The organism is Microbacterium sp. LB12, assembly GCF_037150835.1.
Taxonomy (GTDB): Bacteria; Actinomycetota; Actinomycetes; order Actinomycetales; family Microbacteriaceae; genus Microbacterium.
Map to the genome: position 1 here is coordinate 543,063 of NZ_JBBCPF010000001.1, position 11,878 is coordinate 554,940.

Consider the following 11,878-nt stretch of genomic DNA (forward strand, 5'->3'; position numbering starts at 1 on the left):
GAACATGACCGACAACATCGGCCCCGTCGACGCCTCCGTGAACCCGCGGTACTCCGGCATCGCCACCTTCGCCCGTCTGCCCCGCATCGAGGACGTACCCCGCGCCGACATCGCCGTCGTCGGCATCCCCTTCGACTCGGGCGTGAGCTACCGGCCCGGCACGCGGTTCGGTCCGTCGCACGTGCGCGAGTCGTCGCGACTGCTGCGTCCCTACAACCCTGCGCAGGATGTGTCGCCGTTCCAGATCGCGCAGGTGGTGGATGCCGGCGACATTCCGGTGAACCCGTTCGATCTGAGCGAGGCTGTGACCGAGGTCGAGCGTGCGGCGCTGGCCCTCGGCGAGCAGGTGCAGCGCATCGTCACGATCGGCGGCGACCACACCGTGGCCCTGCCGTTGCTGCGCGCGGTGGCTGCGAAGCACGGGCCGGTCGCGGTGCTGCACTTCGACGCGCACCTCGACACGTGGGACACCTACTTCGGAGCACCCATCACCCACGGCACCCCCTTCCGCCGTGCGAGCGAGGAGGGGCTGATCGACCTCACCGCGAGCTGCCACGTCGGCACGCGCGGACCCCTGTACTCGAAGCAGGACCTGGAGGACGACGAGCGCCTGGGCTTCTCGATCGTGTCGAGCGAGTACATCGAGGAGCATGGGGTCGAGGCCGGCATCGCCCGCATCCTGCAGCGCATCGGCGACAAGCCGCTGTACGTCTCGATCGACATCGACGTGCTCGATCCGGCCCATGCCCCGGGCACCGGCACGCCCGAGGCCGGTGGCCTCACCAGCCGCGAGCTGCTGCGGATCCTGCGCGCTCTGAAGACGCGGAACATCGTCGGGGCGGATGTCGTCGAGGTGTCGCCCGCCTATGACCACGCGCAGATGACGGGCATCGCGGCCAGCCACGTGGTGTACGAGCTCGTGACCCTGCTGGCCGCTCAGCTCGCCGCGACCGACTAGGCGCGAACTTTGCAGAACGGCGCGAACTTCGCAGGAATCCCGGACATCTCTGCGAAGTTCCTGCCGTTCTGCGAAGCCACGACGCGCGCCCGGACGATCGGTCGGATGCGCCGGACGCCTGGTCGGGCGATGGGGCGCCGATGCCGGGAGAGTGGAACCATGACCACCACAGCGCCTGTCCCCACCGTGCAGACCCCTGCTGCCGCCCGCATCCGCTACGGCGGTCTGATCGTCCTGATGACGATGGGCTTCCTGCTGGTCACGGCCGAGTTCCTGCCCAACGGCGTGCTCACCGAGATGGCCGATGGGCTCGGAGTCACTCCCGGCCAGGCCGGACAGACCGTGACCGTGACCGCGCTGGTCGGCCTCGTCGTCGCCCCGACTGTCGGGCTCGTGTTCCCGCGGCTCGACCGGCGATCGCTGCTGGTGTGGATGGCGCTCGCCGCGGCGGTGTCGAACGTGATCGTGGCGATCGCGCCGAACCTGATCATCGTGCTGCTGGCGCGGTTCCTGTTGGGCGCGGCGATCAGCGCGTTCTGGGCGATGTCGATCACGGTCGCGGCCCGACTCGCGGGGCCCGAGAACCTCGGGCGGGGAGTCATGTTCACCTCGGCCGGCGTCTCGCTGGCGACTGTCGCAGGTGTGCCTCTCGGCGTGATGCTCGCGGAGCTCGTCGACTGGCGGATGGTCTTCGCCCTCGCCGGTGGATTCATGGTCGTCCTCGCCGTCGTGCTGCGGTTCGCGCTGCCGTCAGTCCCGGCCGAGCGGGCCTCGAGCCTGCGTCTGCTGGTCGATACGCTGCGCCGTCCGGGCATCGGCCTCGGCATGGTCGGGCACGTGCTCGTGGTGCTCGGACACTTCCTCGCCTACACCTACGTGCGCCTCGCGCTGGAGCGCATCCCCGAGGTCGATGCGTCGACGATTGTCGTGCTGCTCGCCCTGTTCGGCGTCGGCGGTCTGCTCGGCAACATCACGATCGGGCTGGTGATCGACCGCACGTTCGCGTTCTTCGCCGTGTTCGCGCCGCTCGTGATCGCCGTGTCCGTGATCTCGATGATCCTCTTCTCCGGATCGATCGTGGGCGTGGGCATCGTCGTGCTGGTGTGGGGCTTCTTCTTCTCGTCCTGGCTGATCGTCGCGAACACATGGGTCGGACACCGCATGCCGGATCGGCTGGAGGCCGGCGGCAGCCTCGTCGTCGTCGGGTTCCAGGGCGCGATCACCCTTGCGGCCGGCATCGGCGGGCTTCTCGTCGACACGCTGGACGTCGAGCTGGTGTACGTGATCGGTGCGATCTCGCTGCTCGCCGGTGCCGTGCTGTTCGGTGCGTCGAACCGGGTCAGCAGCCGGGCCTGAACGCGGCGCCCGTCAGGCGGAGATCGGCGTGCGGTTCGCCAGTCGCCACGACGACGGGGTGAGGCCGGTGCGGCGTCGGAACGCCCGGCTGAACCCCTCGTCCGAGGCGTAGCCCAGCTCGCGCGAGACCTCCGACACGCTGCGTCCGGCGTCGAGCATCCGCTTCGCCGCAGCCACGCGCACCTCGGTGACGTAGTCGGCGGGGGAGCGGCCGACGGCGCTGCGGAACCGCTCGGCGAAGGTCGAGCGGCTCATGGCGCCGATGCCGGCGAGGCGTTCGACGGTCCAGTCGCGACCGGGCTCCTCGTGGATGGCGTCGACGACGCGGTCGAGGAACGGATCGTTCGACAGCGACGGCCACCCGGTGGGGGCGCAGCCGTTCGCCGCCCAGGCGCGGATGACCGACAGCAGCACGGTGGTCGCCATCAGGCGGCAGATCACCGGGTCGCCCTGACGTGCGGGCATGACCGTGTGGTCGATCACGCCCATGTTCAGGGCGAGGGCGGCCGCGGCGGGTTCGATCGCGTCGAAACCGGTGACGGTGAGGAACGGGGGAAGCAGCGCCGGCAGTGGCGACGCGGCATCCGCGAGCTGGATGTCGGCGATCATCAGGCTGGTGTCGTCGTCGGCCACGAGTGCGAACGGCGAGGCGCCCAGGGTGAGGAACGCGTCGCCTGCGACGAGACGGTCGAGCTGCTTCGGTTCGGCCGGGCCGCGGTGTGCGGCGGGGTCGACGTCGAGCCGGAGGCCGTCGCCGAGCGGCGGATGCCCGTGCACGCGGCCCTCGACGATGTAGACGAGGGTGATGGCGTCGGTGGGGATCGGCAGGATGGCGCCCGCGGCCACGAAGGAGCGACGGCCGATGCCGACGCGCAGGTCCACGGTGCCGAGCACCTGCGAGATCGCGTCCGCGTCCACTGTCACCATGCCTTCGGCAACGCCGACGCGCGCCCCGCTATTCCGCGATCGAGCTGTTCCCCGGGCGAAACGTGTCGCGGCGCCCGGGGTCTCAACCATTCGGTTGATTCGACGGCGATGGCGGTCCGGATACGGTGGAAGGACCCCCACCCGAGGAGTCCCGTGTTTCGCACCCCCGACCGCCTGTTCCGAGTTCTCGCGATCGCGGAGGCGATCACCTGGACGATCCTGATCGCCGCGATCATCGCCCGCGCCGTCGGCGCCCCGGGGGTCGTGGTCACCGTCGGGGGAGGCATCCACGGGTTCGTGTTCCTCGCCTACGCGGCGACGGCGATCCTGGTCGCGCTGAACCAGCGTTGGCACGTCGGGGTCGGCGTGCTCGCCGTCGCCAGCGCCGTGGTCCCCTACGCCACGATCCCGACCGAGATCTGGCTGCACCGCACGGGTCGCCTCGACGGTGCGTGGCGGCTCGAGGCGACGGATGACCCGCGCGACCGCCGCTGGTACGACCGGCTGATGCGCTCGTTCCTGCAGCGGCCGTGGGTGCTCGCCGTGCTCCTCGCGGTCGGCATCGTCGCGCTGTACGTCATCCTGCTGCTGGTGGGTCCTCCCGGCGGCAAGTGACGTCGCGCGGTCAGTGCGCGGTGGCGACGCCGATGGAGTCGTGCACGATGACCGTGGCGACACGCGCCCCCGCTCCGGCCGCGACGATGAGCTGTTGCGGCCCGGGCGCGGCAGCGTCGCCGGCGGCGTAGAGCCCCGGCACATCGGTGCGACCGGAGCGATCGGTCCGCAGAAGTCCGCTGTCGTCGCGTGCGGGAGCGATGCCGTCGAGGAAGGAGAGCGTGCTCTCCCACTCCGGACGCACGAAGCCGCCGTCGATCTCGACCGTCTCGCCGTCGGAGAGTCGGACGGCTTCGATGCGACCCCGATCGCCCACGAGCTCGACGATGGGGCTGCGCGTGACGGCGATCCCGGCTGCGGCGAGCTCTGCTTCCTCCGCAGCCGTGACCGCGTCAGTGCCGTTCGTGAAGACCGTGAGCGTCTCGGTCCAGCGGCCGATGAGTCGCGCGCGGTCGGCGAGGTCGGCGGTCTCGCCGATGAGGGCGAGGCGGCGTCCCCGCAGCTCCCAGGCATCGCAGGCCGCACAGCTGAACAGGCTGGTGCCGTAGAAGCCGCGCAGATTCGGCACCTCGGGGAGGGTCTCGCGCAGGCCGGTCGCCAACAGCACCGCGCGGGCCGTCGTCGTCGTCTCGGGTTCGCGACGCCCGATGTCGGCGATGAAGTGGCCGCCCTCGGTGCGGAGCGCGAAGACGCGGGTGCGCGAGCGCACCTCGATGTTCGGGTAGGAGGCGAGCTCGTCGCGGGCCAGGCGCCGCAGCTCCTGGGGAGGGATGCCATCCCGCGTGAGGAAGCCGTGCGATCGCAGTGTTGCCGCATTGCGGGGACGATCGGCGTCGATCACGAGAACGCGGGCCAGTGCGCGACCGAGGTTGAGGGCGGCAGAGAGTCCGGCGGGGCCGCCGCCGATGACCAGCACGTCGTAGTCGTCGTCGCTCGCCGTCACGCGCATCCCATTCGCCTCTCGTCTTACTAAGGGTACCCTTACTTCCATCCTGCCATCGTCTCGTCGGGCGAGGTCGCGCGTCCGGGCGAGGTGGGGGCTGGACCCTAGACTCCCCCCATGCGCCTCCGTGCGATCGACCTGGTCGACATACTGATGTACCTGATCGTGCTCGGCACGTTCACGCAACTGTTCCCCGCAGTCATCTCCGAGACCTTCTTGCTGTCACTGTTGACGGCGGTGCTTCTGAAGATCGTGCTCGAGGCCGTGGCGTGGGCGAAGAAGCAGGCGCTCGCCCGCATCCGGTCTGATGCCGGAGTCGTGCGCCGAGCCGTCGGCGTCGTGATGCTGGTGCTCATCATGCCCGGCAGCAAGTTCGTCGTTCTGGAACTGGTGGCGCTGGTGTTCGGCGATGCCGTGAAACTCGGCGGATTCTTCCTCGTGACGCTGCTGATCGTCGTGCTGATGCTCGCCCGTGGCGCGGCCCGCCGTCTGCTCAATACTGCGGAGTCTCAAAGTTGAGCCAACTCATATCAAGTTCATTTGACTCCTCCGCAACCCGTGGGTACACTTGAGCCATCGCGACTCAGGTTTCCCTGATCGCCGCAGATTTCCGAACCACAACAACTTCCAACAAAGGAGAGAACACATGGCACGTGCTGTCGGTATCGACCTCGGAACCACCAACTCCGTCGTCAGCGTCCTCGAGGGTGGCGAGCCCAAGGTCATCGCCAACGCCGAGGGCTTCCGCACGACCCCCTCGGTCGTGGCCTTCACCAAGGACGGGGAGGTGCTCGTCGGTGAGACCGCGAAGCGCCAGGCCGTCACCAACGTCGACCGGACGATCGCTTCCGTCAAGCGCCACATGGGCACCGACTGGAGCTTCGACGTCGACGGCAAGAAGTGGACGCCGCAGGAGATCTCCGCGCGCATCCTCATGAAGCTCAAGCGCGACGCCGAGGCGTACCTGGGCGACACGGTGACCGACGCGGTCATCACGGTCCCCGCGTACTTCAACGACGCCGAGCGTCAGGCCACCAAGGAGGCCGGCGAGATCTCTGGTCTCAATGTCCTGCGCATCATCAACGAGCCGACTGCGGCCGCCCTGGCCTACGGCCTCGACAAGGGCAAGGAAGACGAGCTCATCCTGGTCTTCGACCTCGGTGGCGGAACGTTCGACGTCTCCCTGCTCGAGGTGGGCAAGGACGACGACTTCTCCACGATCCAGGTGCGCTCGACCGCCGGTGACAACCGCCTCGGTGGAGACGACTGGGACCAGCGTCTCGTCGACTACCTGATCAAGCAGTTCAAGGAGACCACGGGCGTCGACGTCTCCAGCGACAAGATCGCGCTGCAGCGTCTCAAGGAGGCTGCGGAGCAGGCGAAGAAGGAGCTCTCCTCCTCGACCTCGACCAGCATCAACCTGCCGTACCTGTCGCTGACCGAGTCCGGTCCGGTGTCGCTGTCCGAGACCATCACCCGTGCGAAGTTCGAGGACCTCACCAAGGACCTGCTCGACCGCACCAAGAAGCCGTTCGAGGATGTCATCCGCGAGGCCGGCATCAAGGTGTCCGAGATCGACCACATCGTGCTCGTCGGTGGATCGACGCGTATGCCCGCCGTCGCCGAGCTCGTCAAGCGCGAGACCGGCAAGGACGCGAACAAGGGCGTCAACCCGGATGAGGTCGTCGCCGTCGGCGCCGCTCTCCAGGCCGGTGTCCTCAAGGGCGAGCGCAAGGACGTCCTGCTCATCGACGTGACCCCGCTGAGCCTCGGCATCGAGACCAAGGGCGGCATGATGACCAAGCTCATCGAGCGCAACACGGCCATCCCGACCAAGCGCAGCGAGACCTTCACCACGGCAGACGACAACCAGCCGTCCGTCGCGATCCAGGTCTTCCAGGGCGAGCGCGACTTCACGCGCGACAACAAGCCGCTCGGCACCTTCGAGCTGACCGGTATCGCTCCGGCTCCCCGTGGCATCCCGCAGATCGAGGTCACGTTCGACATCGACGCCAACGGCATCGTGCACGTCTCCGCCAAGGACAAGGGCACCGGCACCGAGAAGTCGATCGTCATCTCCGGCGGCTCGTCGCTGTCGAAGGAGGACATCGAGCGCATGGTGCGCGAGGCCGAGGAGCACGCCGCCGAGGACAAGGCCCGTCGCGAGGCCGCCGAGGTCCGCAACCAGGCCGAGACGCTCGCGTACTCGATCGACAAGCTGATCTCCGAGAACGACGACAAGCTGCCCGAAGACGTGAAGACCGAGGTCAAGGCCGACGTCGACGCGCTCAAGACGGCTCTGGCCGGCGAAGACGACGAGGCCGTGAAGACCGCGTTCGACAAGCTCAACCAGTCGCAGTCCAAGCTCGGTGAGGCCATCTACGCCTCCTCGCAGGCGGATGCCGCTGCCGGCGCTTCGGCTGACGGCGAGGCCCCGGCCGGTGACGCTCCCTCCTCCGACGAGGACGTCATCGACGCCGAGGTCGTCGACGACGAGGACGAGAAGAAGTAACCATGACCGACAAGAACTTCGACGAGAACCAGAATCCTGAGTCCGCCGAAGGTCGCAGCGAGGGGTCGGATGCTCAGGCATCCGGCCCCGCGCCGCACCACCAGGACTCCCGTGATGCGCAGGCCGCGGAGGGCTCGGACGAGACCCCGGCAGACGGCGCTCCCGACGACCTCACGGTCGACGACATCCTCGGTGCGACCCAGACCGGCGAGGCCGCGGCGGAAGACGCCGTACTCGCCGACCTCGAGTCCACCCTGCTGAACGACCTCAAGCGTCTTCAGGCCGAGTACGCCAACTACCGTCGTCGCACGGAAGAGCAGCGCCAGGTCGAGATCGAGCGGGCGAAGGGCGAGGCCGCCAAAGGCCTGGTCCCCGTGCTCGACGACCTCGACCGTGCCGCTCAGCACGGCGACCTGGTGGAGGGCACGCCCTTCGCTGTGATCGCCGAGAAGGTGCGCGCGGTGGTGGAGCGTCTCGGGGTGGTCGCGTACGGCGAGAAGGGCGAGGAATTCGACCCGCAGCGCCACGAGGCCATCTTCCAGCAGCCGACCCCCGGTGCCGAGAAGACCACGATCCTCGAGGTCGTCGAGGTGGGCTACCGCCTCGGAGACGTCGAGCTCCGTCCCGCGAAGGTCGTCGTCGCCGTACCCGCAGAGTAGGTGATCGATGGCCAGCCAGGATTGGTTCGACAAGGACTTCTACAAGACCCTCGGGGTCTCCAAGGACGTCAGCGATGCGGAGCTGAAGAAGACGTATCGCAAGCTCGCGCGCAAGTATCACCCCGACTCCAATCAGGGTGACGCCAAAGCCGAGGCGAAGTTCAAGGAGATCAGCGAGGCCTACTCGGTGCTCTCCGATGCGGAACAGCGCAAGGAGTACGACGAGATCCGCGCCATGGGATCGGGCGCTCGCTTCACCGCGAGCGGTGCCGGTGCCGGCGGTTTCGAAGACGTGTTCAGCCGCTTCGGCCAGCAGGGTCGCGGGCAGACTGCGGACTTCGAGGACATCTTCGCGATGTTCAACCAGGGTCAGGGGTCGAGCTTCGGTGGCGGTCGCTTCGGGCAGCCGAGCGGCGGGTACCGCGGCTTCGGCGGTCCGCAGCGGGGTGCCGACGTCACGGCGCGCACCACGATCGACTTCACCACGGCCGTGCAGGGTGAGACCATCTCGCTGCAGGGCGAAGACGGCAAGCCGTTCAAGGTGAAGATCCCCGCGGGTGTCGCCGACGGGCAGAAGATCCGTCTGCGCGGTCGTGGTCGTCCGTCGCCCGACGGTGGCGAAGCCGGTGACATCGTGGTGCAGATCACGGTGCGCCCGCACCCGGTCTTCACCCGTGACGGTCTCAACCTGCGCGTCGTGGTCCCGGTGACGTTCACCGAGGCGACGCTGGGCGCGACCATCGAGGTTCCGACTCTCGGTGGTGATGTGGTCAAACTCCGCGTCGCGCCTGGCACCCCCTCCGGGCGGGTGCTGCGCGTCAAGGGACGCGGTGTCGCGAGCTCGAAGGGCACGGGTGACCTGCTCGCCGAGCTCCAGGTTGCGGTGCCGACGCACCTCGACGAGGCCGCTCGCGAGGCGCTGCAGAAGTTCCAGGAGCTGGAGCCGGAGGAGAACCCTCGGGCCGAGCTCATGGCGAAGGCGCGGCGATGACCCGTCGTCCCTTCGCCGACGCAGGCATTCGCGCCGGATCAGGTCGTTCCGAGAAGAACGCGCCTGATCCGGCGCTTCTGCCTGTGTGCAAAGCAGGGGAGGAGAGAGGATCACGTGATGAACGCTGACACTCCGGTGTTCGCGATCGCCGCGGCCGCCGAGCTCTCCGGTCTCCACCCGCAGACCCTGCGGCAGTACGACCGCATCGGACTGGTGGTGCCCGGACGCACGTCGGGCGGTTCGCGTCGCTACTCCACCCGCAACATCGAACAGCTGCGCGAGGTGGCACAGCTGTCGTCGGAGGGCGTGAGCCTTCCCGCGATCGCCCGTCTGCTCGACCTGGAAGACGACAACAGGATGCTGCGGAGCCGGATCGCCGTGCTCGAGGGGGCGCTGCGCGCCGAACGCGAGAACCGCCCCGGCGTGCGCGTGTTCGCCGCGGGTTCGGCGGGTGTCGTCCCGATGCCGACCGGACGCCGCCTGCGACGCTCGACCGAAGTCGTGCTCTGGGACCCGCGCGGGACCGCCTGAGAACCTGACGGCGCGAGCCCCGCCGGCAGGAAAGCCGGTGCGGGGAAGGTTACTGCGAGCGCCAGAACCGCACCGCGAGGTTCGTGATCTCCTTGTCGAGGTCGTCGACCTTCGTCTCGATGCGTCCGAGGCGGGCATCGATCCCGTCGATCCGTGCGGAGAGCGTGCCGTCGATGCGGTCGATCCGTGCGGACAGCGTGCCGTCGATGCGGTCGACCTCGGCGCGGACGATGCGGCTGAGCTGCGTGGTCATGAGCGTCATGCCGCCGAGGATCGCGGCGGTAAAGACGCCGATCAGTGTCCATACCTGCGGATCGTTCAAGTGCATGCCTCCAGTGTGAATTCGGAGAGGCAAGGTTGTCACGGTATTCCGCTGACGGAGAGCCGTCATCACGGCTATTGCGGACAACGCATCGCGGGCGGCTTCCTGTGCAGTCAGGACCGATGCGTCAGGAGGCGAGGTCGCGCGCAGGCTCGTCGAGCACCGGTTTCTGCGAGGCGGTGTCGAGCTCGGTCGGTGGACCGCCGAGGGCCCGGAGTGCGTAGAGGATCGTCGCCAGGTCGACGAGCTCCTGCACGAGCGCGCCCACCACGGCGGGGATGAGGCCGGTCATCGCGACGAGCATGAGGCCGACGCTCAGCCCGATGCCGATCCAGATCGCCGTGAGGGCCACCCGGAGCGTGTGGCGCCCGATCGTCATGGCGTCCACGACCTTCGCCAGCGAGTCGACGAGGATCACGACGTCGGCAGCATCGCCCGCGGCCGTCGCCCCCTTCGCGCCCATGGCCACGCCGATGTCCGCGGCGGCCAGCACAGGGGCGTCGTTGACACCGTCGCCGACCATCATGACCGGCCGCGGCTGCAGTTCGGACGCCAGGCGCACCTTCTCCGGCGGGAGCAGTTCGGCGTGGATCTCGTCGATCCCGAGGCGGTGCCCCACGGCCTCGGCGGTCGACTGCACGTCGCCGGTCAGGATCGCGATCCGCTCAACGTCGTTCTGCCGCAGCCACGACACGACCGCCGCGGCCTCAGGGCGCACGGCGTCGGCCAGCACCAGCACGCCGGCGAACCGGTCACCGACGGCGACATAGGCGGCGGCCTCCCCGGCATCGAGCGTGGCCCGGACGGTGTCGGGAGCGATCGACGCGACATACGCGGGCTTGCCGACGACGACCGTGCGCCCGTCTATCGTGGCCGATACCCCGTTCGTCGCGGTCTCGCTCGCATCCGCGGCGCCGAACAGCACGAGCCCGCGTTCCTCCGCCGCGCGACGGATGCCCGAGGCGAGCACGTGCGAGGAGTACTGCTCGGCCGAGGCGGCGAGCTGAAGGATCTCGTCCGCGTCGAAGCCCGGTGCCGGCCGCACTTCCACGAGCTGCGGGCGTCCCTGGGTCAGGGTGCCCGTCTTGTCGAACGCGGCAGCGCGCACGCGCGAGATCTGCTCGATCACCGCGCCGCTCTTCATGATCACGCCCGATTTGGCGGCACGCGAGAGGCCTCCGAGGAAGGCGACGGGCGCGGCGATGAGGAGCGGGCACGGGGTCGCCAGCACGAGCACCTCGGCGAACCGGGTGGAGTCGCCGGAGAAGGCCCAGGCGGCGCCCGCGAGCACGAGTGAGACGGCGGTGAACGGGATGGCGAAGCGATCGGCCAGCCGCACGACCGGGGCGTGCGATGCCTCGGCGCCGTGGACGAGGGCCACGATCTGCTGGTACTGGCTGTCAGCTCCGGTGCGCACGGCCCGCATGCGGATCGCGTGGCTGCCGTTGATCGCCCCGGACAGCACCTCGTCGCCGGTGTCCCGCGTGACCGGCATGCTCTCGCCGGTCAGCGAGGACTCGTCGAACGACGCGCTCGCGCTGAGGAGCACCGCGTCCACCGGGATGATCTCCGAGGGACGCACGAGGAACACATCGCCCACGCGGACATCGTCGACGGGCACGTCGTGCGCCTCATCGGAATCCGCCGCCTCGGGATGGGTCAACACGTGCGCCGTGCGCGGCGAACGGTCGAGCAGCGCCGAGAGATCGCGCTTGGCGCGACGCCCGGCGAAGTCCTCGAGCGCCTCGCCGCCCGACAGCATCAGCACGACGATGAGCGCGGCGATGTACTCGCCGACCGCGAGCGTCGCGACCATGGCCACCACGGCGAGGATGTCGAGCCCGACGTGACCGCGGAGCACGTCCTTGATCATCCCGATCAGAGACCAGACGACCACGCCGGCGACGTAGATGCTGGCCAGCCACCGAGCGGCGGTGTCGGCGTCCAGAAGGTGCAGCACACCGACTGTCGCGAAGACCACGACCGTGAGGGTGATCACGGGATACCGCCAGAGCAGTCTGAGGGAGCGCATGGCTCCACCCTGGCGAAAACGCGGCCTCTCCG

The 11,878-nt window shown here is 68.9% G+C and carries 12 protein-coding genes; 8 read left to right on the forward strand and 4 right to left on the reverse strand.

Annotation, left to right across the window (positions count from 1 at the left end):
- Positions 1 to 4: 4 nt before the first annotated feature.
- Together speB and WFM69_RS02690 are read left to right on the forward strand one after the other, a co-directional pair.
- Positions 5 to 958 (forward strand): agmatinase, encoded by a 954-nt coding sequence (speB, locus tag WFM69_RS02685; protein WP_337001380.1) that lies wholly within the window; start codon positions 5 to 7, stop codon positions 956 to 958.
- A gap of 159 nt (positions 959 to 1,117) precedes the next feature.
- Positions 1,118 to 2,314: an MFS transporter gene (locus WFM69_RS02690; protein WP_337001382.1), complete on the forward strand. Its 1,197-nt coding sequence runs from the start codon at positions 1,118 to 1,120 to the stop codon at positions 2,312 to 2,314.
- Positions 2,315 to 2,326: 12 nt separating this feature from the next.
- Here the strand turns inward: WFM69_RS02690 and WFM69_RS02695 are convergent, their stop codons facing one another.
- Positions 2,327 to 3,241 (reverse strand): AraC family transcriptional regulator, encoded by a 915-nt coding sequence (locus tag WFM69_RS02695; protein ID WP_337001384.1) that lies wholly within the window; start codon positions 3,239 to 3,241, stop codon positions 2,327 to 2,329.
- A gap of 153 nt (positions 3,242 to 3,394) precedes the next feature.
- On the opposite strand from WFM69_RS02695, the gene WFM69_RS02700 reads away from it, so the two are divergent.
- The gene (locus WFM69_RS02700; protein ID WP_337001385.1) at positions 3,395 to 3,856 is read left to right on the forward strand and encodes a DUF3817 domain-containing protein; all 462 of its coding nucleotides are present in this window, start codon (positions 3,395 to 3,397) and stop codon (positions 3,854 to 3,856) included.
- Positions 3,857 to 3,866: 10 nt separating this feature from the next.
- Here the strand turns inward: WFM69_RS02700 and WFM69_RS02705 are convergent, their stop codons facing one another.
- Positions 3,867 to 4,805 (reverse strand): NAD(P)/FAD-dependent oxidoreductase, encoded by a 939-nt coding sequence (locus tag WFM69_RS02705; protein WP_337001387.1) that lies wholly within the window; start codon positions 4,803 to 4,805, stop codon positions 3,867 to 3,869.
- A 111-nt stretch (positions 4,806 to 4,916) separates the two neighbouring features.
- Here WFM69_RS02705 and WFM69_RS02710 point away from each other — a divergent pair, with 111 nt between their 5' ends.
- The 5 genes from WFM69_RS02710 to WFM69_RS02730 all read left to right on the forward strand — a co-directional run bounded on the left by WFM69_RS02710 (position 4,917) and on the right by WFM69_RS02730 (position 9,492).
- On the forward strand, positions 4,917 to 5,318 hold the full coding sequence (locus tag WFM69_RS02710; RefSeq protein ID WP_337001389.1) for a hypothetical protein: 402 nt from the start codon (positions 4,917 to 4,919) through the stop codon (positions 5,316 to 5,318).
- Positions 5,319 to 5,445: 127 nt separating this feature from the next.
- Positions 5,446 to 7,311, forward strand: coding sequence for a molecular chaperone DnaK (gene dnaK, locus WFM69_RS02715; protein ID WP_337001391.1), 1,866 nt, complete (start codon positions 5,446 to 5,448; stop codon positions 7,309 to 7,311).
- Between the two features lie 2 nt (positions 7,312 to 7,313).
- Entirely contained in the window at positions 7,314 to 7,970 is a 657-nt protein-coding gene (locus WFM69_RS02720) for a nucleotide exchange factor GrpE (protein WP_337001393.1), read from the forward strand.
- Between the two features lie 7 nt (positions 7,971 to 7,977).
- Complete coding sequence (locus tag WFM69_RS02725) at positions 7,978 to 8,961, forward strand: DnaJ C-terminal domain-containing protein (RefSeq protein ID WP_337001395.1); 984 nt, start codon at positions 7,978 to 7,980, stop codon at positions 8,959 to 8,961.
- 117 nt (positions 8,962 to 9,078) lie between these two features.
- Positions 9,079 to 9,492: a heat shock protein transcriptional repressor HspR gene (locus WFM69_RS02730; RefSeq protein ID WP_337001397.1), complete on the forward strand. Its 414-nt coding sequence runs from the start codon at positions 9,079 to 9,081 to the stop codon at positions 9,490 to 9,492.
- Positions 9,493 to 9,541: 49 nt separating this feature from the next.
- Here WFM69_RS02730 and WFM69_RS02735 read toward each other — a convergent pair whose 3' ends face one another.
- Together WFM69_RS02735 and WFM69_RS02740 are read right to left on the reverse strand one after the other, a co-directional pair.
- Positions 9,542 to 9,820, reverse strand: coding sequence for a hypothetical protein (locus WFM69_RS02735; protein WP_337001399.1), 279 nt, complete (start codon positions 9,818 to 9,820; stop codon positions 9,542 to 9,544).
- A gap of 121 nt (positions 9,821 to 9,941) precedes the next feature.
- On the reverse strand, positions 9,942 to 11,846 hold the full coding sequence (locus tag WFM69_RS02740) for a heavy metal translocating P-type ATPase (protein ID WP_337001401.1): 1,905 nt from the start codon (positions 11,844 to 11,846) through the stop codon (positions 9,942 to 9,944).
- Between the last annotated feature and the right edge of the window lie 32 nt (positions 11,847 to 11,878).

What these genes read in the sequence shown, in the direction of transcription:
- WFM69_RS02720 (WP_337001393.1), top strand. Translation starts at nt 7,314, where the DNA reads ATGACCGACAAGAACTTCGACGAGAACCAGAATCCTGAGTCCGCCGAA.
- WFM69_RS02740 (WP_337001401.1), bottom strand. Translation starts at nt 11,846, where the DNA reads ATGCGCTCCCTCAGACTGCTCTGGCGGTATCCCGTGATCACCCTCACG.
- speB (WP_337001380.1), top strand. Translation starts at nt 5, where the DNA reads ATGACCGACAACATCGGCCCCGTCGACGCCTCCGTGAACCCGCGGTAC.
- WFM69_RS02705 (WP_337001387.1), bottom strand. Translation starts at nt 4,805, where the DNA reads ATGCGCGTGACGGCGAGCGACGACGACTACGACGTGCTGGTCATCGGC.
- WFM69_RS02690 (WP_337001382.1), top strand. Translation starts at nt 1,118, where the DNA reads ATGACCACCACAGCGCCTGTCCCCACCGTGCAGACCCCTGCTGCCGCC.
- WFM69_RS02710 (WP_337001389.1), top strand. Translation starts at nt 4,917, where the DNA reads ATGCGCCTCCGTGCGATCGACCTGGTCGACATACTGATGTACCTGATC.
- WFM69_RS02695 (WP_337001384.1), bottom strand. Translation starts at nt 3,241, where the DNA reads ATGGTGACAGTGGACGCGGACGCGATCTCGCAGGTGCTCGGCACCGTG.
- dnaK (WP_337001391.1), top strand. Translation starts at nt 5,446, where the DNA reads ATGGCACGTGCTGTCGGTATCGACCTCGGAACCACCAACTCCGTCGTC.
- WFM69_RS02735 (WP_337001399.1), bottom strand. Translation starts at nt 9,820, where the DNA reads ATGCACTTGAACGATCCGCAGGTATGGACACTGATCGGCGTCTTTACC.
- WFM69_RS02725 (WP_337001395.1), top strand. Translation starts at nt 7,978, where the DNA reads ATGGCCAGCCAGGATTGGTTCGACAAGGACTTCTACAAGACCCTCGGG.
- WFM69_RS02730 (WP_337001397.1), top strand. Translation starts at nt 9,079, where the DNA reads ATGAACGCTGACACTCCGGTGTTCGCGATCGCCGCGGCCGCCGAGCTC.